This window comes from Nisaea nitritireducens, from assembly GCF_014904795.1.
In the GTDB taxonomy this organism is placed as follows: Bacteria; Pseudomonadota; Alphaproteobacteria; order Thalassobaculales; family Thalassobaculaceae; genus Nisaea; species Nisaea nitritireducens.
Window position 1 is genome coordinate 45,863 of the sequence record NZ_JACZFS010000016.1, and the last position, 23,305, is coordinate 69,167.

20 protein-coding genes are annotated in these 23,305 nt (G+C 61.0%); 10 read left to right on the forward strand and 10 right to left on the reverse strand.

Annotated features, from left to right (window positions below; translation table 11 throughout):
* Positions 1–9: 9 nt before the first annotated feature.
* Complete coding sequence (locus IG629_RS05915; protein ID WP_193171051.1) at positions 10–477, forward strand: GNAT family N-acetyltransferase; 468 nt, start codon at positions 10–12, stop codon at positions 475–477.
* Here the strand turns inward: IG629_RS05915 and IG629_RS05920 are convergent.
* Complete coding sequence (locus IG629_RS05920) at positions 474–1,856, reverse strand: diguanylate cyclase domain-containing protein (protein ID WP_193171052.1); 1,383 nt, start codon at positions 1,854–1,856, stop codon at positions 474–476. The genes IG629_RS05915 and IG629_RS05920 overlap by 4 nt on opposite strands.
* Before the next feature lie 251 nt (positions 1,857–2,107).
* On the opposite strand from IG629_RS05920, the gene purQ reads away from it, so the two are divergent.
* Genes purQ through grxD form a run of 4 tightly spaced genes read left to right on the forward strand, consistent with a single transcriptional unit; the run spans position 2,108 to position 5,689 of the window.
* Complete coding sequence (gene purQ, locus IG629_RS05925; RefSeq protein WP_193171053.1) at positions 2,108–2,797, forward strand: phosphoribosylformylglycinamidine synthase subunit PurQ; 690 nt, start codon at positions 2,108–2,110, stop codon at positions 2,795–2,797.
* Positions 2,794–5,004: a phosphoribosylformylglycinamidine synthase subunit PurL gene (purL, locus tag IG629_RS05930; RefSeq protein WP_193171054.1), complete on the forward strand. Its 2,211-nt coding sequence runs from the start codon at positions 2,794–2,796 to the stop codon at positions 5,002–5,004. Before purQ ends, purL begins: the two co-directional genes overlap by 4 nt.
* Before the next feature lie 46 nt (positions 5,005–5,050).
* Positions 5,051–5,284, forward strand: a complete 234-nt coding sequence (locus IG629_RS05935; RefSeq protein WP_028465332.1) for a BolA family protein — start codon at positions 5,051–5,053, stop codon at positions 5,282–5,284.
* 57 nt (positions 5,285–5,341) lie between these two features.
* A complete protein-coding gene (gene grxD, locus IG629_RS05940) occupies positions 5,342–5,689 on the forward strand; it encodes a Grx4 family monothiol glutaredoxin (protein WP_028465333.1) in 348 nt (115 codons plus the stop codon).
* Positions 5,690–5,838: 149 nt separating this feature from the next.
* Here grxD and IG629_RS05945 read toward each other — a convergent pair whose 3' ends face one another.
* Complete coding sequence (locus tag IG629_RS05945) at positions 5,839–6,765, reverse strand: DMT family transporter (RefSeq protein WP_226886491.1); 927 nt, start codon at positions 6,763–6,765, stop codon at positions 5,839–5,841.
* Positions 6,766–6,988: 223 nt separating this feature from the next.
* Between IG629_RS05945 and IG629_RS05950 the strand changes: the two genes are divergently transcribed.
* Both IG629_RS05950 and IG629_RS05955 read left to right on the forward strand, forming a co-directional pair.
* Positions 6,989–8,383 carry an FAD-binding oxidoreductase gene (locus IG629_RS05950; protein WP_193171055.1) on the forward strand — a complete coding sequence of 465 codons (1,395 nt, stop codon included), beginning with the start codon at positions 6,989–6,991 and terminating at the stop codon, positions 8,381–8,383.
* Between the two features lie 32 nt (positions 8,384–8,415).
* Entirely contained in the window at positions 8,416–9,441 is a 1,026-nt protein-coding gene (locus IG629_RS05955) for a zinc-dependent alcohol dehydrogenase family protein (RefSeq protein WP_226886492.1), read from the forward strand.
* Positions 9,442–9,513: 72 nt separating this feature from the next.
* Here IG629_RS05955 and IG629_RS05960 read toward each other — a convergent pair whose 3' ends face one another.
* The gene (locus tag IG629_RS05960; RefSeq protein ID WP_193171056.1) at positions 9,514–10,107 is read right to left on the reverse strand and encodes a HupE/UreJ family protein; all 594 of its coding nucleotides are present in this window, start codon (positions 10,105–10,107) and stop codon (positions 9,514–9,516) included.
* Between the two features lie 100 nt (positions 10,108–10,207).
* Here IG629_RS05960 and IG629_RS05965 point away from each other — a divergent pair, with 100 nt between their 5' ends.
* Together IG629_RS05965 and IG629_RS05970 are read left to right on the forward strand one after the other, a co-directional pair.
* On the forward strand, positions 10,208–10,702 hold the full coding sequence (locus IG629_RS05965; RefSeq protein ID WP_193171057.1) for a YbaK/EbsC family protein: 495 nt from the start codon (positions 10,208–10,210) through the stop codon (positions 10,700–10,702).
* Positions 10,703–10,910: 208 nt separating this feature from the next.
* Positions 10,911–12,161 carry a M24 family metallopeptidase gene (locus IG629_RS05970; RefSeq protein WP_226886493.1) on the forward strand — a complete coding sequence of 417 codons (1,251 nt, stop codon included), beginning with the start codon at positions 10,911–10,913 and terminating at the stop codon, positions 12,159–12,161.
* Here the strand turns inward: IG629_RS05970 and IG629_RS05975 are convergent, their stop codons facing one another.
* The 5 genes from IG629_RS05975 to IG629_RS05995 all read right to left on the reverse strand — a co-directional run bounded on the left by IG629_RS05975 (position 12,162) and on the right by IG629_RS05995 (position 17,295).
* Positions 12,162–12,959 carry a DUF1223 domain-containing protein gene (locus IG629_RS05975; RefSeq protein ID WP_193171058.1) on the reverse strand — a complete coding sequence of 266 codons (798 nt, stop codon included), beginning with the start codon at positions 12,957–12,959 and terminating at the stop codon, positions 12,162–12,164.
* A gap of 103 nt (positions 12,960–13,062) precedes the next feature.
* The gene (locus IG629_RS05980; protein WP_193171059.1) at positions 13,063–13,557 is read right to left on the reverse strand and encodes a putative 2OG-Fe(II) oxygenase; all 495 of its coding nucleotides are present in this window, start codon (positions 13,555–13,557) and stop codon (positions 13,063–13,065) included.
* Between the two features lie 146 nt (positions 13,558–13,703).
* On the reverse strand, positions 13,704–15,749 hold the full coding sequence (locus IG629_RS05985) for an EAL domain-containing protein (RefSeq protein WP_193171060.1): 2,046 nt from the start codon (positions 15,747–15,749) through the stop codon (positions 13,704–13,706).
* 258 nt (positions 15,750–16,007) lie between these two features.
* On the reverse strand, positions 16,008–16,727 hold the full coding sequence (locus tag IG629_RS05990; protein WP_193171061.1) for an SDR family NAD(P)-dependent oxidoreductase: 720 nt from the start codon (positions 16,725–16,727) through the stop codon (positions 16,008–16,010).
* 121 nt (positions 16,728–16,848) lie between these two features.
* Positions 16,849–17,295, reverse strand: coding sequence for a nucleotidyltransferase domain-containing protein (locus IG629_RS05995; RefSeq protein ID WP_193171062.1), 447 nt, complete (start codon positions 17,293–17,295; stop codon positions 16,849–16,851).
* A gap of 269 nt (positions 17,296–17,564) precedes the next feature.
* On the opposite strand from IG629_RS05995, the gene IG629_RS06000 reads away from it, so the two are divergent.
* Positions 17,565–18,557: a sensor domain-containing diguanylate cyclase gene (locus tag IG629_RS06000; RefSeq protein WP_193171063.1), complete on the forward strand. Its 993-nt coding sequence runs from the start codon at positions 17,565–17,567 to the stop codon at positions 18,555–18,557.
* Between the two features lie 7 nt (positions 18,558–18,564).
* Here IG629_RS06000 and IG629_RS06005 read toward each other — a convergent pair whose 3' ends face one another.
* Positions 18,565–21,297 carry a cation-translocating P-type ATPase gene (locus tag IG629_RS06005; RefSeq protein ID WP_193171064.1) on the reverse strand — a complete coding sequence of 911 codons (2,733 nt, stop codon included), beginning with the start codon at positions 21,295–21,297 and terminating at the stop codon, positions 18,565–18,567.
* 18 nt (positions 21,298–21,315) lie between these two features.
* Entirely contained in the window at positions 21,316–23,235 is a 1,920-nt protein-coding gene (ftsH, locus tag IG629_RS06010; protein WP_193171065.1) for an ATP-dependent zinc metalloprotease FtsH, read from the reverse strand.
* Positions 23,236–23,305 lie beyond the last annotated feature (70 nt).

Below are 23,305 nucleotides of genomic sequence, written 5' to 3' on the forward strand. Positions count from 1 at the left end.
GGGCGGCCAATGGCCTCCCTTCAAATCCTCCGCCTGGCAGACGCCCCGGAGCATCTCGACACAATCGCCGCATGGAATTATGCGGAGTGGGGCAAGAAATCCGGCTCATCCCTGCGGGACAGCATGGATTGGTTCCAGTCGATGATCGGCGCTCCAAGCGAAGAATGCGTGCTTGCCACGCGGGGCGACGACGTGATTGGCATGGCCTCGCTCGTCGATCACGATCTTGACGAGCGGCCTGATCTGCTGCACTGGCTCGCCAGTGTCTATGTTCCTCCGGCCTTCAGGAAGACGGGTATTGCATCCGCTCTCATTGAGGCTGTCGAACGCGAAGCCGCATTGCGCGACATTGCCTGCATGTATCTCTACACGAACACTGCCGAGCAGCTTTACACCCGTCTTGGGTGGGAGGTATCCGAGCGTTTTCAACGCGGCCCGGAAGGCTTCACAATCATGCGCAAAGACCCGCGCGGCTAGGCGAGCGCATAGCGGTTTTTGCCGTTCTTCTTTGCGTCATACATGGCTTTGTCCGCACGCTTGATAAGCGTTTCCGACGTATCCGAGGCGCCGTTGAAAAAGGCAATTCCGACGCTGGCCCCTATATTCGTGCCGCCTTCCTCGAAACTGAATTCATCGGAAAAACTGTTCAGCAGGCGTTCGGCCAGAGGCACCACGACATCCCGAAACCCGAGACCGGTCAGCAAAACCAGGAACTCGTCGCCTCCGATCCGGGATACAGTGTCCACTTCTCGGAAGCATCCACGCATACGGTTTGCCGCCTCTTTCAAAACCTGATCCCCGGCATCGTGGCCATAGGTATCGTTAACCGGCTTGAAGCCATCCAGATCGACATAAAAAACAGCCATGAGGGTCTGGCTGCGCTGAGCCTGTGCCATAGCCTGCTGCAACCGGTCATGACAGAGCCGGAGCGTCGGCAATCCGGTCAGGCTGTCGTGATTGGCGAGCTCCGCCATTTTCCGCTCTGACTCAGCGAGACGTGTCGCCAAAGTCTCCAGCTCGGCTGTCTGCCGCGCCATCCGCTCTTCCCGGTCGCGCAATTCAAGAACCTGCATCTCAAGCTCTTCGCGACTTCTGATCTGGCTCCTTTCGAGTTCCATCCGATCGGTAATCTCATAGACCCAGCCAAGAACGCATTCCTCACCGTGATACGAGAACGGACGGCAGGAGACCAGCGCCCAGAAATGACCTCCATCGCTTCTGACGAGCTCCGCCTCTTCATTCTCGACCGCCCCGGTTTCCCTCATTCTCTCAATTATTCGCTCACGTAGAGCCGGTTCCGCATAATGCTCCCCTGCATGAGTATTCTGGAATTCGGAATCCGACAGCCCCAGCATCTCGTGCATCTTTCTATTGCAGTACCGGCGGCGCCCGTCCGGGCCGACGATATTCACCCCGATCGGGCTGTCATCGAGGATTTGATGAATGTAGCGCTCCTCATCGACAAGGACGTCTTCGGAGCGGGCCTGTTCGGAAATATCCTTGAAGGTAAGGAGGTAGCCGGTCTGTTGAAGCGCCAGGCCGCGCATCTCGCAGACAATGTCGCCCGCTGCGATTCGCTGACATTCGACCGCGTCGCCATTGGCGGCGGCTCGGGTGACCGAAGCAGACCAGCCGGTATTGCCGCCCCCCGGCCCGTCAATCGCGTCAAGAATCACACGGATCGGCTGACCGACGGGGGAGCCGTTCAGTAAAGGCCCGAAAAGATTCCTAAAATGGGAATTGGCGGCACGAACTTCATGCTGCGCATCAAACAACAGCATAGCTTGGTCGATGGAGGTCAGAATCGTCTCGGTTAAAGCGATATTGCTCGCGCTATCGACGTCGATTTTCTCCATCAAAACCGTCCCCGCCTTTCACCAGCGCGGCCTTGAGCGGCCCCCACCGGAGCTTTACTCTATTATTCGGGTTTCACGTAAATCAACCTATTACTCACAACCATTGCCGCTATGACGCCTGCGTTGAAATAATCCGGACAGCGCCTGGGAAGCCAATATCCGCCGGTATGCGGGTGTCCCGGCTTGCACTTCCGCGCGGCCTCCCGTACTTTCCGCCGCGCCGATCCAGCCCCAAATAAGAGGCCCCCGCGTTGAAATCAGCGATCATCGTCTTCCCAGGCACGAACAGAGAGCGCGACATGGCGATCGCGCTTGAAAAAGCGAGCGGCACGGCGCCGCTCATGGTGTGGCATAAAGACAGTGAAATCCCGGATGTCGACCTTATCGTGGTCCCCGGCGGTTTCTCCTACGGCGACTATCTTCGCGCCGGTGCCATGGCCGCCCATTCCCCTGTGCTCCGCAGCCTCAAGGAAAAGGCAAGCAAGGGAACGCCGGTGATGGGCGTCTGCAATGGCTTCCAGGTCCTGACCGAGACCGGCCTGCTGCCGGGCGTGCTGATGCGGAATGCCGGGCTCAAGTTCATCTGCCGCAATGTCGGCCTGAAGGTCGAGACCAGCCAGTCTCTCTTCACCGGCGGCTACGAGGACGGGCAGGTTCTGTCGATCCCGGTCGCCCACAATGACGGCAACTATTTCGCCGATAACGAGACGCTGGACCGGATCGAACAGAATGGCCAGGTCGCGTTCCGCTATGTCGACGAGGACGGCGCCATGACCGAGGCCGGAAACCCGAACGGCTCCGCCCGCAACATCGCCGGCGTCTTCAACAAGGAAAAGACGGTGCTCGGCTTCATGCCGCACCCGGAAAACGCAATCGACCCCGCGGTCGGCGGCACTGATGGCCGCGGCCTCTTCGACGGACTGGTGAGGGCCCTCTCGTGAGCATTACCAATACGGCTATCACCCCGGAAATCGTCGCCGAACACGGCCTTTCTGAAGACGAATACGCAAGCATCCTGAAGATTCTCGGCCGTGAGCCGAACATGACCGAGCTTGGCGTTTTCTCTGCCATGTATTCCGAGCATTGCTCCTACAAGAGCTCGAAGAAATGGCTGAAGACGCTGCCGACCGAAGCGCCGCATGTGATCCAGGGCCCGGGCGAGAATGCCGGCGTCATCGATATCGGCGACGGTGAGGCCGCGATCTTCAAGATCGAGAGCCACAACCACCCGAGCTTCATCGAGCCCTATCAAGGCGCGGCGACCGGCGTTGGCGGCATCCTGCGCGATGTCTTCACCATGGGTGCGCGACCGATTGCCAACCTGAACGCGCTGCGCTTCGGCAGTCCGGACCATCCGAAGACCCGGCACCTGGTCGGCGGCGTGGTCGCCGGGATCGCCGGATATGGCAATTGCATGGGCATTCCGACCGTCGCCGGCGAAGTGAACTTCCACCCGGCCTATAACGGCAACATCCTGGTCAACGCCATGACCGTGGGGCTCGCCCCGGCCGACCGGATTTTCTATTCGGCTGCAGCCGGTGCCGGAAACCCGGTGATCTATGTCGGCGCCAAGACCGGCCGCGACGGCATTCACGGTGCGACCATGTCCTCGACCGAATTCTCTGAGGATTCCGAAGAGAAGCGCCCCACGGTCCAGGTCGGCGATCCGTTCACCGAGAAGCTGCTGCTGGAAGCCTGCCTTGAGCTGATGGCGACCGATACCATCATCGCCATCCAGGACATGGGCGCCGCCGGCCTCACCTCTTCTGCTGTCGAGATGGCGGGTAAAGGCGGCCTCGGCATCGAGATGGACCTGGCGAAGGTACCGGCCCGCGAAGAGAACATGAAGCCGTACGAACTGATGCTCTCCGAGAGCCAGGAGCGCATGCTGATCATCCTGAAGCCGGATGCGGCATCCGAGGCCGAGGCCCGGGCGATCTTCGACAAGTGGGAGCTGGACTTCGCCGTTATCGGTACGCTGACGACCACGGGCCATCTGGTTCTGAAGATGGGCGACGAGCTGGTCGGCGATATTCCGATCGCGCCGATGGTCGACGAATCTCCCGAATATGACCGCCCGTGGGAGCCGACAGCGGCCTCTGCGGTCGTGGATGCGTCAACAGTCCCGGCACCCGCCAGCCTGACCGGCGCCCTGAAAAGCCTGATCGGCACCCCCGATCTGTGCAGCCGGCGCTGGGTTTGGGAACAGTACGATCACCTGATCATGGGCGACACGGCGATCCGTCCGGGCGGCGATGCCGCCATGGTGCGTGTGCGCGACAGCAAGAAGGGTCTCGCCCTCACCGTCGATTGCACGCCGCGCTATGTGAAAGCGGCACCGGAGACCGGCGGTGCGCAAGCTGTGGCGGAGACCTGGCGGAATATCACTGCGACCGGCGCCAAGCCACTCGCCATCACCAACAACATGAATTTCGGCAACCCGCAGAAGCCGCAGATCATGGGACAGTTCGTTGGCGCCATTAATGGTATGCGGGCGGCCTGCATCGCTCTCGACTACCCGGTCGTCTCCGGCAATGTCTCGCTCTACAACGAGACCGAAGGCGCCGCCATCCTGCCGACCCCGGTGATCGGCGGCGTCGGCGTCATTGCCGATATCGAGAAGCGCGGCACCGTCGCCTTCAAGGCAGCGGACGAAGCCATCGTCGTGATCGGCGAGACCACGGGCTGGCTCGGTCAGTCCATCTATCTCCGCGAAATCGAAGGCCGGGAGGAAGGCGCCCCGCCGCCGGTGGATCTCGCGCTCGAGAAAAAGAACGGCGATTTCGTTCGTGGTCTGATCGAAACAGGCTCGGTGACTGCCTGCCACGATGTCTCCGACGGCGGCATTGCCATCGCGCTCGCGGAAATGGCACTCGGCGCCAAGGGCCTCGGGGCTGATGTTACGCCGGAAGACGGCCTTGCCGCCCATGCCTGGGCATTCGGCGAGGATCAGGCGCGCTATGTGGTTACGGCCAAGAACGCTGAAGGCATCCTGAAAGCTGCGGCGGATGCCGGAGTTCCGGCGGCCGTCATTGGTAAGACAACCGGCAACGGTGAATTGAAACTCGGCACCGGTGACTCCATATCCGTCTCAATGCTACGGTCCCAGTTCGAGGATTGGCTGCCGGACTTCATGGCCGCATCCTGAGACAGACAAGACAAGAAACCCGAACGGGCAAAAAGGATAAGAACGCATGGCAATGGAAGCCGGAGAGATCGAACGCCTCATCAAGGAGACGTTTCCCGACGCCCAGGTCACGATTGAGGATCTGCGCGGGGACGGCGATCACTATGCCTGTCACGTTCTGTCTACGGCCTTTGAAGGCAAGACCCGTATCCAGCAGCACCAGATGGTGTATGCAGCCCTTCAGGGCCGGATGGGCAACGAGTTGCACGCCCTCGCCCTGCAGACCGGCACGCCGGCCTGATCGCACAGGATTTACCCACTAACCCGACGGCACACGGACCCATGAAAGGACCACGCCATGCTTGACGAAAATACCCGCCAGAGAATCCAGGACGAAATCGGCGGCACGGACGTCGTTCTCTTCATGAAGGGCACGCCCGTCTTCCCGCAGTGCGGTTTCTCCGCCGCTGTTGTCGGCGTCCTCAGCCATATCGGCGTGAAATTCAAGGGCATCAACGTCCTTGAAGATCCGGCCGTGCGCGAAGGCATCAAAGAATTCTCCAACTGGCCGACCATTCCGCAGCTCTACGTGAAGAACGAGTTTGTCGGCGGTTGCGACATCATCCGCGAGATGTACGAGACCGGCGAACTGCTGGAAATGTTCAAGAGCAAAGACATCGACGCCCAGATCGGCGCCGAAGCTTAAGGCTCGCGGCTTTCCCCGCTTTATTATCTGTCATTCCCGTGCACGCGGGGACCCAGGAGAACATAGGGCGGAGTTCCATGCCCCCTAGGTCCCTGCTTTCGCAGGGATGACGATGAAAAGAAAAAGGCCGGCTCAATGCCGGCCTTTTTCTATACCTGCTTCACGCGCCTTGAGCGGAACAGCCGCCCATCAATCGCCAGAAGCCCGACCGCGATCAGCCCCATACCGGCGAAATGGCTTGGCGCCAGGGACTCCCCCAGGAATGTCACGCCGAGCAAGATGGCGCTGACCGGCACGAGCAAGGTGACCAGCAGCAGGTTCATCGCCCCTGCCCGCTTCAACAGCTCGAAATAGAGAATATAGGCGAAGGCTGTGCACAGCAGGGCCAGACCGATGAGAGCGGCGATGGTTGTCCCGCTTGGTACCGGTAACTCCCATGGCCGGTCGACGAGGATAACGGCAGGTATCATGAGAATGCTGGACGCCGTCACCTGACCCGCTGCGGTTTGCGCGGGCTGGACACCCATCCCTTTGAAGCGCCGTCCAAAAACGCCGCCAAAGGCATAACTGAGCGCCGCCCCCAAAAGCGCAAGCTGGCCAATGAGCGTGCCGGAGAACCCTGCTGACAGATCATTACCAATCATCAATGCAACGCCGCCGAACCCAAACACCACGCCGAAAACGCGCAGCGGTGTGATACGTTCGTCATCGGTCAGGAAATGCGCCACCAGAACGCCGAATATTGGTGTCGCCGCGAGGAAGATGGAGGCGAGACCGCTGGCGATCTGAGTCTGGCCGAAGACGATCAGGGAAAACGGCACGGCATTGTTCAGAAAGCCCATGAACAGGAATGCCCGCAGGATTTTCCAGTCCGTCGGCATGCGCAGACCGAAGAGCGGCAAGGCAATCTGCATCGCGATGGCCGCAAGCCCGACCCGGACCAGCACCATGGTCAGCGGCGGCACCTCGTGGATTGCCACCTCGACGAAAAAGAACGACCCGCCCCAGACGGAGGACAGCAGAATGAGGATGCCCCACTCCACCGGCCCCATGGTGAGATTGACCTTGGCGTTCATGTCCGGTTCAGGCTCCTAGATTCAGAAAATTTCAGCACGGCAGCATTCTATCCGTCCGCGCAAACGGCACCGCCGCAAATCAGGCAGAGAAACAGCGGATAGCATATGTGCACGGGAACAACGCTCCGTTTCTTGCGCGGCATATCCCTCGTATCGATTCAACGATTGAGCACTCCCCCGTCACTCACTAGGCTGTGCGGCAAATTCCAAGGGAGAAAACACCATGCAGGCCCGAGAAAGCGCATCAAAGATCGCACCGGTTCTGGATATTCTGAAAGACCGGTTCGCGGATCGGCTCTCGACAGCTCCCGCCGTGCTCGAGCGGCATGGCCAGGACGAGAGTTATCATAAGTCCCTGCCGCCTGAGGGTGTCGTCTTTGCCAACAGCACCGAAGAGGTTGCGGAGGTGGTGAAGCTCTGCGCCGAGCATGGCGTTCCGGTCATACCCTTCGGTACCGGCACCTCCCTCGAAGGCCATATCGGCGCGGTCGCGGGCGGTATCTGCATCGACCTTTCGAACATGGACAAAGTCCTCGCGGTGAATGCCGAGGATCTGGACTGCCGGGTGCAGGCCGGCGTCACCCGCAAGCAGCTCAACACGCATTTGCGCGACCAGGGCCTGTTCTTCCCGATCGACCCCGGCGCCGACGCCTCCATCGGTGGCATGGCAGCGACCCGCGCTTCCGGCACCAACGCCGTGCGCTACGGTACCATGCGCGAGAACGTACTGTCGCTGACCGTGGTGACGGCAAGTGGCGAGATCATCCGTACCGCCCGCCGGGCCCGCAAATCCTCCGCTGGATACGACCTGACACGGCTTTTCGTCGGCTCTGAAGGCACGCTCGGCGTGATCACCGAAGTTGCGCTCAAGCTCTATGGCATTCCGGAAGCGACCTCCGCCGCCGTCTGCCAGTTCGACGACCTTGAGAGCGCCGTCAGCACAGTAATCCTGACCATCCAGTCCGGCGTGCCGATGGCCCGCATCGAGCTCCTGAACAGCGACCAGATGGGCGCCTGCATCCGCTTCTCCAAACTTGAGGGCTACGAGACAAAGCCAACCTTGTTTTTCGAGTTCCACGGCAGCGAGACCGGCGTGAAGGAACAGGCCGAAATGGTCGAGGGGATCGCCTCCGAATTCGGCGGCAGCGCCTTCCAATGGGCGGAGAAAGCCGAGGACCGGAACAAGCTCTGGGAAGCCCGGCACAACGTCCATTACGCCATCAAGTCCATGCGCCCGAACTGCGAGGTGATGGCGACCGATATCTGCGTGCCGATCTCACGGTTGGCGGAAGCCATTCTGGAGGCCCAGAAGGATCTGATCGAGAACGGCCTGACCGCCGGCATTGTCGGCCATGTCGGCGACGGCAATTTCCATGTCGGCTATTGCATCGATCCGAATAACGCCGAAGAAGTCGCTGCCGCCAAGGGCCACAACGAACGCATGGTGTTCCGGGCGCTGGAAATGGACGGCACCTGCACCGGAGAGCACGGCGTCGGCCAGGGCAAGATCCGCTACATGGAAGCCGAACACGGGCTGGCGCTCAACGCCATGCAGGCAATCAAACAGGCACTCGACCCGCAAGGCATCATGAATCCCGGCAAGGTTTTGCCGTCCTGAGCCGTCACACGTTCCCAAACAGCGAGACAGACATGTCCCAGCCGACCGGCACCATGAAAGCCATCGAGGCCTCGGCCTTCTCCATCGACAGCCTGAGCCTTGTGGAACGGCCGGTGCCAATTCCCCGGCGCGGCGAAGTCCTGATCCGGGTGAATGCCGTCACCCTGAACTACCGCGACCTGGCCGTGCTCGGCGGCACCTACATGCCGACCCTGCCGATGCCTTATGTGCCCTGCTCCGATTGCTGCGGCACCGTCGTTGCTCTGGGTGAGGATGTCAGTCTCTTCAAGGAAGGCGACCGGGTCGTGCCCTGCTACATACAGGGCTGGCGGGACGGCAAGGTAACCCAGCAACAGCGCACAAAGCAGACTCTCGGTGGGCCGCTTCCCGGCGTGCTGCGGGAATATATCGCCGTCCCCGCTGACGAGGTCATCCCGGCCCCGGCCAATCTCAGCGATGCCGAGGCGGCGACGCTTCCCATAGCCGCCCTCACCGCCTGGACATGCCTTGAACAGGGCGGCCTGAAAAGTGGCGACCGGGTTCTGGTGGAAGGCACCGGCGGCGTTGCGCTGTTCGCCCTGCAACTCGCCAAGGCAGCGGGTGCTGAGGTCGTCGCCCTCACCTCCACCGCCGAGAAGGCCGATATGCTGAAGAAGCTCGGCGCCGATCACGTGATCAATTACCGCGAGGTGCCGGAATGGGGAGCAGCGGTAAAAGAGGCAACCGGCGGGCACGGGGCCGACATCATCGTTGAAACCACCGGAAGCACACTTGCCCAGTCCTTCGCGGCCGTTGCCTTCGGCGGCTTTATCGGCGTGATCGGGTTTGTCGGTGGCGCGGAAGTGCCGTTGAACGTGTTGCAGCTCATAGGCCCCAATGTGCGGATGGAAGGCGTCGTGGTCGGCTCCCAGGCCGGGCTGCGCGATCTCGCCCGGGCGATGGACCTGCACGGCATCAAGCCCGTGATCGACAGCACATTCCGTCTTGAAAAAGCCGCCGATGCCTTCCGACACATGAAGCAGGCCGGACATATCGGCAAGATCGTCGTCTCGCTTTAAACCGGATATCTGAGCATGAAAAAGGCCGCCTCCGGACTGGAAGGCGGCCTTCTCTTTAAATCCATGAAACGGTCAGGCCAGCATCAGACCAAAACCAGCGGCGGCAGTCAGGCCGCCGGCGCCGCGCATTGCGGCCGTAGCCAGAGCGGCGCGCTCAGAGAACAGCTTTTCCGCCAGTACACCGGCACCGAGACCTGCAACATGCAGCAGCGCGGTCGCGGCAACGAAACCGGCGCCATAGGCAAGCGCCGTCGCGCCGCCGATTTCACCACCATGGGCGTGTCCGTGGAACAGCGAGAAGGCGCCGACCACAACCGCACCGACAGTTGCCGGAAGCTTCACCGCGCAGGCAACCAGCAGGCCGAGCGCGACGACAGAGGCGAGGATCGCAGGCTCAACGAACGGCAAGGCCACGCCCGACAGTGCAAACCCGAAGCCCAACACCATGCAGCCGACAAAGGCGAGCGGCACACCAACCAGCGCCCGGCCACCCATCTGGAAAGCCCAGATCCCGACCACCAGCATTGCCAGGACATGATCCGCCCCGAGCATCGGGTGCGACAGACCGGCGGCGAAAGAGCCATGCTCTGCCGGGTTAAGATGCGCAAGTGAGGGGGATGCGCTGGCAACAAGGATTGCGGCGCCAAGAGATAAGGCTTTAATCATGTCTGTGATCCTTTGATGAAGTCGATCATGCGCCCCTGATTGGGTCGCGCATTCCGACGGTCGCACACATGGTTAACGAAGCCAAGAGGCCCCCTTCCCGATGTCCGACACCCTTCCCGAAATCCGCGCCATTCTCGAAGCCTCCCCTTATGCCTACGAGATTATGGAGTGCGATCCAGAGCTCGCCGACACGGCCGTATTTTGTGAACGCTATGGCAAGGCACCGGAAGATTCGGCGAACACGATTCTGGTCCGCTCCAAGACGGGCGATCTGAAATACGCCGCCTGCGTGGTGCTGGCGACGCACCGGCTGGACGTGAACAAGGTGGTGCGGAAGAAACTGGAGGCCCGAAAGGTGTCCTTCGCCAGCGCGGAGGAGACGAAGGAGCTGACCGGTCAGGAAATCGGCGGCGTCACGGCGCTGGGGCTTCCGGCGGATCTGCCGCTCTGGATCGATGCGGACGTGATGGCGCGGAAAGAGATCATCCTCGGCGGCGGCAACCGATCCTCGAAGCTGATCGTCGATCCGAAATTGCTGCTGGACCAGCCTTGTGCGGAAGTCGTCGAGGGACTGGCAAACCCCATCGCTCTTTAGTCTTGAATCTTATCCTGGGTCGTCATTCCCGCGAACGCGGGAACCCAGGGATCAAGGGCATAGCTCTATGATTTCCGGGTCCCCACCTGCGTGCGGATGACGTCTGTTATTGAGCGAGCGACAAGCATCAGGGACGGAAAGTCGCCGTGAGGGCAGCCCGTTCAATCCGGCACACTTATTCTGCTCATAGCCAATTCGGGGGGCGATCATGGAAATCGACTGGCATGCAGAGCGCACGGATCTGGCCAACCTCGCTGTGCTCGACACCGAACATACGGCTGAGCCCATCGATCTCGTCGCTGTCCGGGCGTACCGGTTAGGCCGGGTCCGGGCCGAGATGAAAAAGCGCGGCATTGCCGCCTGTCTGCTTTTCGATCAGGTCAATATCCGCTACGCCACCGGCGCCCGGAATATGCAGATCTTCAGCTCCCGCAACACCGGACGCTACCTGCTGCTGACCGAGCACGACGCTATCCTCTACGAGTTCACCGGCGCCATGCATCTGGCGGACGGACTGGAGACCCTGACGGACGTGCGGCCGGCTATCACCGCGAGCTTCGTCGCCGCTGGCGAGAAGATCGCTGAGCGGGAGAAATTATGGGCGCGCGAGACCGCAGCGGCACTGAAAGAGCTGGTCGGCGATAAATCCACCATCGGCATCGAGCGGGTCAATGCAGGTGCGGCGGCGGCACTGGCGGCGGAGGGGTTCCGTCTCATCGACGCACAGGAACCGGTTGAAATGGCCCGGGCGATCAAATCAGCCGAAGAGATGAAATGCGTCCGCGCGTCCCTTCGCGCAACGGAGATCGGTGTTGGCAGGCTGCGCGCGGCCATCCGCCCCGGCCTTACCGAGAACGCACTCTGGTCGGTGCTGCATCAGGCGATCATCGAACAGGACGGGGATTATGTGGAAACGCGGCTGCTGAATTCCGGACCCCGGACCAATCCCTGGTTCCAGGAGACCGGCATGCGCGTGATCGGCGAGAACGAGTTGATCGCACTCGATACGGATGTGGTCGGCTGCCACGGCTATTACGCCGATTTCTCCCGCACCTTCCATTCCGGCCCGGATAAACCGAGCGAAACCCAGCGCACGCTCTACAAGACCGCGCATGAGCAAATCCATCACAACATGGCGATCATCAAGCCGGGCATGACCTTCCGGGACTATTCAGAGCAGGCCTGGGACATCCCCGAGAAATATTTCGCCAACCGATATTACCTCTCGTCGCACGGTGTCGGCATGACCGGGGAATATCCCTATCTCTACCACCGCGCCGACTTCCCGGACGCCGGTTATGACGGAGTGATCGAACCCGGCATGACTCTTTGCGTCGAGAGTTTCATCGGCAAAGAGAACGGCGGCGAAGGCGTCAAGCTGGAGCAGCAGGTGCTGGTCACCAAAACCGGGATCGAATTGCTCTCGCAGTTTCCCTTCGAGGACGCATTGCTGGCCTGATCAGGCAGTATGAAGATCCAGCGATCCCGCACCATGGATCGGTCCATTTCCCGGCGTCTGCACGAGGACCGATAGCCGGTCAGTGGGCATGCTGGCGGCGCTGCCCGGGATCCGGAGTGTATCCGCCTTGCCGTCCCAGTGGCCGAGCGACCGATAGAACCGGACCACGGCGAAGTCCTCCAGCGTACGGCCCCGGTTCTCCCCGCGTGGGACTTCAGTCACGTGACGGTCGTCGCTGCCGACGAGAAAAAGCTCGGCGTCCGTATAGTCGGCACCCTGCTCCGCATCCAACAGCAGCTCGAAATCCGCGCCGTCCCGGTTGAGCGTGACGGCAAGACCGGGCCCACCGCGCTGCGCCCGTCGCCGTTCCAGTTCCTGCAACACGATTGAGCGACGCGAGCCGACCAGATCCGCCTCACCGTCGATGACCAGTTGCGGCGTATAGATCGTGCGGAGCTTCATCGCATGACCATAGCGCCGCTGCCGGTCGCTCATCTCCTTGGAGGAGAACGGGTCTTCCCAGCCGATGTAGTTCCAGTAATCGACATGGTAGGCGAGCGCGATTACGTCCGGCTCTTTCGCCAACTCGCCGAGCAGTTCATCCGCCGGCGGACAGGACGAGCAGCCTTGACTGGTAAAGAGCTCCAGGACAATCGGACCGGATCGGCGGGTTGCCGCCATCACGGGCCGGGTGGGGCGCGCCAGGGCCGCAAGGCCGAGGGCGCCGGCGGCGGCGATGCCGCCCAGAATGGTGCGTCGCGTGGTCATCATGGGAGAAGAGGATACGGGCGCTTTCATCCCGGCCCGAATCAACACCCGTCACGGGCGGGTGACTGAAGCCGGTCTCAGAGACTGAGATTGAACGCCACCGAAACCCGTGTGCCGTCTCCGTTTTAGCGGGTCACACCGTACAGCCATTGATGCCCATTTTGACGCGTGGTGCGTACATCAGGGGCAAGGCCCCGCGCGGATCGTTGAACTCGAGCGCCCCACCCAAGGTTTCACCACCGGCAATCCCGCCATCGTCAGCATAAAAACAGGCGGACCAGAAGGCGCCCGGGTGATAGTGCGCATGGTTTCCCATGCCCTTGCCGTTGATATTGGCCCAGGCCGTCACTTTCCATTTCAGCGGATCACGTGTGAGCTGACCCGTGGAGAAATCCAGCGAGGCCTTGTTGGCGACTTGCTGCAAAGCATGCGCCAGAGCCTCGCCCTCATCCCCAGCCCATTGCAGGAAATCGTGGCCTGACTGCCAGCCTCCGTCATTGCTGTGGCTGACACCCGCATCCTGGCGCGACCGGGCCCGGATGGTGTCAGCCAGCCGAGCCACGTCGGCCTGACGGCGGAACGGCTTGACCACGATCAGCGGGGTGGCGAACAGGAACTCGGTTTTCATGGGTGTCATCCGTGCGACAAGAGAACGGAAACCCATTAACGGAGCCCGGCCCGTCAGCCCGGTTAAGAATTGTGAATAATGGTTACAGGGCCCTGGAGGCCGACACCGGAGCACCCGATGAACCTAGCGGCTCCGCCACTGTCCGTTCATGCTTTTCTCAGAAAATTGACGCAATCGGCCTCTGGAATCGGGCGGCTGAAGAGATAACCCTGGAACTGGCTACAACCAAGCGCGATCAAGGCATCCCGCTGTGGGATCGTTTCGACGAACTCCGCCACGATAGCGACGCCCCGCTTCTGACCCAGCGCCGCAATGCTCCGGATGATGTCGGCATTTGCTTCATTCACCAGCACATCGCGTGTGAGCGATCCATCTATCTTGATTGCACCGACCTCGAAGCGCCTGAGATAGAGCAGCGAGGAATACCCCATGCCAAAATCATCCATGGCAAGGCGGACGCCGATCTCCATCAGCCCGCGGAAGGCGTCATCAACCTGCTGATTGTCCGGAATCGCTTGAGATTCGGTAACTTCCAGCTCGATCTCACACGGCGAGAGTCCGTTCCGTTCCAGCGCCCGGGAGACCCTTTTCGGCAAGTCCGGATCGGTGAGCTGCATCGGCGAAATGTTGAACGCCATGGTCAATTCCTCATAACCGAGCGCGTTCAGTCGGGCTTTGCACGCACAAGCCTCGTCGATAACCCAGGCACCGAGTTCGTTGATCATGTCGCCATCCTCTGCCAGCGTCACCGCCAGAATCGGAGAAAGCGGGCCGTGCTGTCGATGCGTCCAGCGCAGCAGCGCCTCGAAGCCGACCACCGTTTCCTGTCCATCCAGCTTCGGCTGGTAATGCAGCTCCAGATCGCCGCGTGCGATGGCCTGTTTCAGTTCGCCGAGCAAGCCGCGCGCGATGACGCCGGTATCGTCTTGCCTGTGGATCACCGGCGAGCGCTTCTTCTCTTCCATGATGGCTGATGCGGCTTTTTGCACCAGCTCCGACTGGCGCGCCGCGCGCTGGCGTTCGGCCATTCGCACGAACGGCAGGTAGAGGAACGTGCTGAGCCCGATCAAGACGCATTGCAGCGCCGCGCCGTGCCAGGATCCGGTCACCATCCAGCCGGAAATTAGTGGCGGTGTGGTCCAGGGCACGCGGGTGTCGGCAAACGAGATCATCCCGGCCTCGATTGCGCCGACAGAAATCAGGGTGGCAAGCAGCGGCACGCCGATGAAAGGCAGCAAATATAAGGGGTTTAGCACCACCGGAAGCCCGAACAGAACAACCTCGTTGATATTGAACAGGGACGGGATCAGGGCCAGCCGCGCGACCCGGACCTGGCCGCCTTCGCGCACACTCAGCATGATGGAAAACAGCAATCCGAGCGTACAACCGGAGCCGCCGAGCAAGATGAAGGTATCAAATAGCGGCCGGTATCCGCGGGCGGATGAGTAGGCCTCACCAAGGGGGGCAAACAACAAACCCTCGACGGAACTCAGCACCAGCGTGCCATGCGCACCGAAAAACCAGGTAATCTGGTTTATCAGGCTGGCGAGAATGGTGGACGACCAAATACCGGAACTGAGGATCGATTCAAAAAACAGAACCGGGTCCGGCAGCCAGGCAGACATTTCTTTCGCCAGAGCGAGTGTGACCAGAGTGGCGAGCGCCGCCGAGGTGACAGGCAGACACGAACGTACCGCCTGGAAAAAGACCACATCGGTATCGAAGGTCAAATAGTGCGACCAGGAGATCTGCCATCGCGACATCGCGTGCAGAATAATGCCTGTGCCAAGTCCGATCAGGATGCAGGCCGGCATTGCGCCATAACTGAATCCGTCTGCCAGGCTGTCGCCGCTGATGAAAATATAGAGCATGAAATTCACCAGTGCGGAGAACCCCACGGCAATCGACTGCATCGGTTCGCGGTCAGCCGTCCGGCGCGACAAACGTCGATGAACGAACACCGCAACCGCAATGGCTGTTCCGACGCCCCAGGCTGCCAAACAGGCCTCGACCGCAAGCGCAACCGCTGCTTGCCAGCGGGGACCGAAGAGATCCGCCATGGCGGCGTGATAGCCGGGCACCGGCAGATATCGCAGCAGGTCAGCCAGCACCCGGAAAAAGGTCAGGGGCAACAGAGTGATGAAAGAGTCGCGGATGGCGAACAGATAGAGACGCACGGTATCACGCAACATGATCGGTCAAACTAACCTCGAGCCGGCATACGGATACGCAGAGCCCCCCGCGCGACCGGTGCACTCTCCCAAACTGTACGGAACCTATGTTCCAATTCCTTGAGATAGCGTTAATTTTCGACGCTCTCGCATAGAAATGCGCACCGAGACGGCTCCCGGAGCCGGTTCCGGAAACGTCTCCTTATCATCTCCGGCGTCATAATCTCCGGCATCCCATCAAGCGTCAGGAACGCCCAGACAAAAGAGCGTATCCGGCTTCTAGACCGAGCGAATATCGGTGACGGTTTCCGCACCGAACTTTTCGCCGATCATGTGCGCGGCGATCTTCGCGCCAACCGCATCTGGATCGGCCAGCGCGCCGGTCTCCTTCAGCTCGACGAACTGGGCGCGCAGTGCAAAATCCTCTTCCGAGCTACCGCGGATGGTCGACTGCATACCGGTATCGATCACGCCAGGCGCCAGGCTCTCGATCTTCATCCCCGGCAGCGCATCCTCACGCACCCCGTTCGCATGCTGGTCGAGCGCCGCCTTGGTCGCACAATAGACGCTCCAACCGGTATAGGCATGCCGTCCGGCGCCGCTGGAGATATGCGCCAGCCGCCGGTCGGCAATATTGCTGCTCGCCGCCGCGAAGGCATCCGCCAGCACCAGTGCGGCGCTGATATTTACGGTGACGGCCCGGGCAATTTCTGCGGCCCCCTGCCGGCCAAGCGGTGCGATCGGTTCGACGATCCCTGCATTGTTGATCAGTAATGCGCTTTCCGCTCCCTCCAGGAAGCTCTCCAGCTCCCCGCCATCCAGCCAGGCCGCAAGCGCGTCAGCATCCCCAAGATCGAGCGCGACCTGCTCCAGCCCCGGCTCAAAGCCCGGCAAAGCGGAGCGGGAAAGGCCCAGCACATTATACTCCTCCGCCAGCAGTGCGGCGGTAATGCCGGCGCCAAGCCCCTTGCTGTGTCCGGTGACGATAGCTTTTTTCATGATGATCTCCCTCAGCGGTTGGACAGGCCGGCGCCGAATGGGCGTCCTGCCGCAAATGATATGTCCTCACATAGCATTCCAGACTGTCCTCGTCCCGCTTCTCGCATCCATCACACAGCTCTCACAACAGCTCCAGCCGAGCGAGGTCTTTGGGACGGCCCGAGAGGCTGAGGATTTCAGCAATTTCAGCCTGCGACGGAACGAAAAGCGCAATCTCCCCGATTGTCTTGCGCTCCCGGCTCCGGGGACGAACCGGATGCCAGGCACCTGCCGAAAAGATCTCAAACCCCGCCATCACCTCAACCGGCACCGGACCGAGCGCGGGCTTCAGAAACCAGGAAGACCGAAATTTCGCTGTGCCACCATCGGCGCCATTCCCGATGTCCAATGCGTGGGCAAGACGCGCGGCATCCGCCTCCGAGACGAGCACGTCGATGTCTCTCGGATCCTCGCTCACGACACCGTGCAGCGCGAGAGCCGCACCGCCGAAAATCCACCAGGGATCTGCAGTCCCGTCCAGCGCGGCAGCCAAAGCCCCGAGCGTTACGTGAAACGCGTCAGACTGCATCTTCCCCTCCCGCTGCCTTAGCCCGACCACAACAGGCTTGAGGATCACGCCAGATCACTCTGGATCGTCTCCCCCGTAAGTATCATTCTTACGGCAGCTGCGACTCTATCAATGTCTGCTTGAGAGCCCCTGTGGAGAAACACACGTGGAAGAGCCTGAAATTTTTCCATAGAGCGGGATAGTCGGAAATTTTAGTGCCCTGCCTCTTGGTTGTATACAGTATAGATGAAAAACAGAGCCTATAGTTCGGGAAAGGCCATATATTCATCATGAAAAAAGAGAATAAAACGCACACAAAAATTGATGAAGTCTTTTACCGCGACATCATCGACAAAACAGCAGATGCAATCGTTGCGATAGATACTCACAAAAACATCATTTTTATTAACCATTCTGCCGAAAAAATGTTTGGTTATGAGTCAAACGATATCGTAGGCAAAGATCTTAATGTGCTGATTCCCTCCCGCTTCCATACCAGGCACAACATCGACATCGAGAATTTCTTCAATACCGGCCAGGATGCGAGGGTTATGGGGGACCGGCAAAGCTATATCGTCGGCCGCCATTCCGATGGCCACGAAATCAAACTCGGCGCCGGTATCGTGCGCGTTCATAATGGAAGCAGCGATGTTTTTGCCGCGATCCTGCGGGATGTCAGCTGGCGCATTGATCTGGTCGACGATCTAACGGAGATGGCCCGACTTGACCCTTTGACGGGGCACCTGAACCGCAGAAGCTTCATGGAAATCGCAGTCAAGGAGTGTGAGCGCGCCAATCGTCACTGCATGAATCTGGCTTGCCTGTTTTTCGATCTGGACCGCTTTAAATCCCTGAATGACCAATACGGGCACGATGCGGGAGATTTCATACTGGGTGAGTTCGCTGAGCTGACACGCAACACGCTCCGGTCAATCGACAGTTTTTGCAGGTGGGGAGGAGAGGAATTTGTCGCCCTTCTTCCGAATACGGATCTTGAGGGCGCCATAGTCGCGGCAGAACGAGCCCGCCGCAGAATTGAAAGTCAGAGCTTCGTATTACCGGATGCCAGCACTGTGAAACTCACGGTCAGCGTCGGCGTTACCCATGCTATCGGTCCCGGGATCGACATAACCAAGCAAATCAAACAGGCCGATCTGGCTCTTTATGAGGCCAAGCGGGAGGGACGAAACCGCGTGAAGGTCTCTCCACAGGCCGACCATGGTGGTCTCGCCCAAGCATCGGAACATCATGACGACCTGAACGATGGCGCAGACCGGGGATAGCGCCAACTCACGAACGAGATTTCGTGAACACACTGACAGTCTGCCCGACAACGACGGGAATCAGGCTGGCGCCGAGGCTCAGCACCCAACCTTCAGCACCAGGCGGCTGAAGCCCAATCACTGATGACAAAACCGGCAGGAAGACAGCTCCGAGAATCAATGCAGTGCACAGTATCAACGCCCCCCAGATATACGGGTTGGCCGTAACCTCATTCCGGATCAGGCCTGTGCCACGCCCCCGCATGTTGAAGACATGCCAAAGCTGGGCGAAAGCCAACGTCAGGAATGCGATGGTCACCGCCTCCTCCGGCGCATAATCAAGGCTCTGGAGCGCAACAACGAAAGCGCCGAGTGTGGCGACTGTGATCAGGACGCCGAACAGCGCGACCGAGAGCCAACGCTGACCGTCCAGGATCGGTTCATTCGGATCGCGCGGCGGACGGCGCATGATGTTTGAACTGCCCTCGCCAACCCCGAGTGCGAAGGCGGGGAACACGTCCGTCACGAGATTGAGATAGAGGATCTGCAGCGGCAGCAACGGAAGTGGCAGGCCACAGAGAGTCGCCACGCCAATGACCAGGATCTCGCTCAGATTACAGGACATCAGATAAATGACGAATTTGCGGATATTGGCGAAGATAATCCGGCCATGCCGCATTGCCTCCACGATCGACGGAAAAGCGTCGTCCGTCAGCACCATATCGGCCGCTTCACGGGCAACGTCGGTACCGCGACGCCCCATGGCAATCCCGATGTCAGCCTTTTTCAGAGCAGGTGCGTCGTTCACGCCGTCACCCGTCATCGCCACAACGGCGCCGCTCTGCTGATAGAGCGAGACCAGCTCAAGTTTCTTTTTGGGACTGACCCGGGCGAAAATTGACGTGGCCAGAAGCCGCGCGTGATCATCCTTCGTGCCGCCATCAAGGCTCTCAAGCTCATCCGGCCCCATGGCTGCGGCAGATTCATCGGCAAGCCCGACCTGAGCGGCAACCGCCTTTGCCGTCCCGATGTGATCTCCGGTCAGCATCGCGACACGCACACCGGCGGAGTGGCAGGCCGCAATCGCGTCCGCAACGTCCGAGCGGGGCGGGTCGAGCAGACCGACAAGACCGACCAGCGTCAGCTCTTGGTAAGGTGGTTCCGTGGCGCTCCTGACGGACTTCATGGCGAGCGCAAGAACCCGCAGTCCATCGCCGGTCATAGCCTCGTTGCGGAGCCTCCAAACCTTCCGGCTTTCCTCGTCCATCAGCACCGGACCGTCGTCCGTCAGAACCTGAGTGCAATGTTCGATTACCGTCTCCGGCGCTCCCTTGATCGCGACCAGGAAGTCGTCACCCGCCGCATGGGTCGTGGCCATCATTCTTGTTTCCGTCGCGAAGGGCTCCTCATGCACTTCCGGCATCAGCGCGAGCAGTGCGCTCCGGTCGAGGTCGGCGGCGCGGCCAGCGACCAGCAGGGCCGTCTCCATCGGGTCTCCAACACCCGGCGCATCGCTCGCGGTTTCAGAAAGCTCCGCGTTGCCACAGAGGACGCCAACACGCAGAGCCATGTGGATCGGTTGGTCCGGCTGGATATCGACCGGGTCGCCCTGCAGACTTATCGTCGGTGGGGCACCATCCTCCCCAGGCGCAACATCGAACACGCCCTCTTCGAGCTGGAATTGGACGACCGACATCCGGTTCTCGGTCAATGTGCCTGTCTTGTCGGTCAGGATGATTGTTGTCGCGCCAAGCGTCTCGACCGCCGACAGATCCTTTATCAGCGCGTTTCTCCGGGCCATCCGCCACATGCCGCGGGCCAGTGCCACAGTGGCGACGATAGGAAGTCCCTCAGGAACAGCGGCGACCGCCAGGGCGATGGCCGTATGGACCATCGGCACCAGGTCCTGCCCGGCATAGAGACCGGTTACGGCGATGAGCACCGTCAGCCCCAGGGTAACAAAGACCAGTTGCCCACCCAGCCGGTCGAGGCGTTTCTCCAGCGGGGACATCTGCGCTTCGGCATCGTCCGCGAGAGCAGCAATTTGACCGAGTTCGGTGGCCATACCCGTGGCGACGGTTATGCCAAGCCCGTTACCGCTGGTAACAGCGGTCCCCTTGAACGCCATGCAGTTTCGGTCGGCGACCGGCGCATCGGGTGGCACCGGCTCAACATCCTTGATCACCGGCACGGACTCGCCTGTCAGGGCCGATTCATCAATATGGAGTCCGGTATTCTCGACCAGCCTGAGATCCGCCGGGATAACGTCGCCCGCCTCCAGAACGACAATGTCTCCGGGCACGATGTCCTCTGCCGGAACCGTGATGGTACGGCCCGCGCGGCGTAGCCTTGCCTGTACTTTCGACAGGCGCCGCAGCGCTTCCATGGAGCGGACTGCCCGCAATTCGGTGACGAAACCGATTGTCGAATTGATGACAAGGACCGCCAGGATGGCGCTCCCCTCGACCCACTGCCCAAGGAAGACTGAAAGTGTTGCAGCGGCGATCAGCAGATAGACGACAACGCTGCGGATCTGGGCTGCGAGAATAGCCCATACGTTTTTGCGCCTGGCCGCACGTAATCGGTTCGGACCTGCACTCCGGCGCCGTCGCCCGACATCCGCATCGTTCAACCCGCTATCGAGGGCGACGTCATACTCACGAAGCACCTGCTCCGGCGATAGCGTATGCGGAGTCTCCGCAGCTGACCGGTTCGGGTTTTCGGCAGCCGACTCATGTGCTGCCCGCGCGACGCGTGTCATTACCCTGGTGCCCGGTTGTTAGTCGGCACCTTGGGTGTCGCCTGTCCGGGATGCCCCCTTTGGTTTCACCCCGTCCTTGGCACCACCCGCGACTTCCTTCGGCCCAAGACAGACTGCTATCTCATTGCGGTCGAGGGTTTCCCGTTCTTCCAGATCCGTGATCAGACGCGTAACCTTCGGCTCGTTCTCCTTGAGAAGGCTCACCGCACGCTCTTCCGCCGCCACAAGATACCGGCGGACGGCAACGTCGGCTGCAGCAGCCGTTGCCTCCGAGAAGTGCCGCGGCTGCGCCATCTCGCGCCCGAGGAAAGGATGGGACTCGCTCTCCCGCACATCGACCGGGCCGACCTCCTCTGACATGCCCCAGCGCCCAACCATGGAGCGGGCGATCTGGGTAGCCATGCGGATGTCCTCATCGGCACCGGAACTGACAGAGCCGAGGAAGACCTGTTCAGCGGCTCGGCCACCGAGGATTACCGTCAGCCGGTCGTTCAGATATTCCTCCGTCAGGGTGTGGCGTTCGATCTCCGGCAACTGATGGGTACCGCCGAGGGCACGCCCGCGCGGGATGATCGTCACCTTGTGCAGCGGATCCGCACCGGGCAGGAAATAGGCGACAGCCGTGTGCCCTGACTCATGTACCGCAAGCCGGTGCCGCTCCTCCGGATGGATGGCCAGCGTACGAACAGCCCCCATGATGATGCGGTCACGCATTTCATCGAAATGCCGGGGCTCGACCTTGAGCAGGCTCTCCCGCGCCGCCGCCATCGCAGCCTCGTTGACCAGATTTTTCAGGTCGGCACCGGAAAAGCCCGGCGTTCCGGTTGCGACCAGATGCAGATCGACACTTTCGGCCAGCGGCACGTTGCGGCAATGCACTTTCAGGATCGCCTCGCGGCCCTTCAGGTCGGGGAGTTCCAGCGTCACGTGCCGGTCAAAGCGGCCGGGCCGCAGCAGCGCAGGATCGAGCACATCGGGCCGGTTGGTGGCAGCAAGAACGACCACAGCTTCATGCCCCTCGAAACCGTCCATTTCGGCGAGGATCTGGTTCAGGGTCTGCTCGCGCTCGTCATGCCCGCCGCCGAGCCCCGCACCGCGTACCCGGCCGACACTGTCGAGCTCGTCGATAAAGATAATGGCCGGGGCCGCTTTCTTTGCTTCGTCGAACAGGGTGCGGACCCGGGAGGCCCCGACACCGACAAACATCTCGATGAATTCGGAGGCCGACATATGGAAGAACGGCACGCCCGCCTCCCCCGCCAGCGCGCGGGCCAGCATGGTCTTGCCGGTACCCGGGGGGCCCTGCAGCAGGATGCCGTGCGGGACTTCCGCGCCGAGCCGCTGATAACGCTCGGCATCACGCAGGAATTCCAGGAGTTCGGAGACCTCGGCCTTGGCGTTCTCCTGCCCAGCAACGTCGGCGAAGCGGATCTTCGGTGTCTCGGCCTTGGTGACAGATTTCATCCGGCCACGCAGGAAATCTCCGGCGCCCCCCCGGCCGCCGAGCCCGCCGGGCATCATTCCGGACATACGTGACCACATGAAGAACCAGAACCCGAGGATCAGCAGCCACGGCAACAGGCTGACGAGCCATGACCCCTCTTCCGCCGGGCGGGACTGAACCTCTACGCCCGCTTCCTGAAGGGCATCGAGCAGCTCAGGGTCGCCGGTCGGCGGGACATAGGAGACAAAAGCTGTCGTCGAACCGCTCGGGCCAGTCGTCGCTGCCCGCAGAAGTCCCTCGATCCGTTCTCCCTGGAACAGCACGCTCTCCACCTGACCCTCGGCGACCAGCGCCTTGAAGTCCGTGTAGCTCCGCACCACGCGGGTATCGGTTCCCGGAAGAAGCCGGGAAAGAGAGAGGATGGCGACGACCGCAAGCGCCATGATCACCCATTGGACGATGTGCGGCTTCCAGTCTTTCGGCGTTTCGTCCATCCGGGGATCCTGTCTTTCGCGGTCTCAGTAAGGCCTAAAGGTTAACAAGCACGGTGGGAAACGGCCCAAT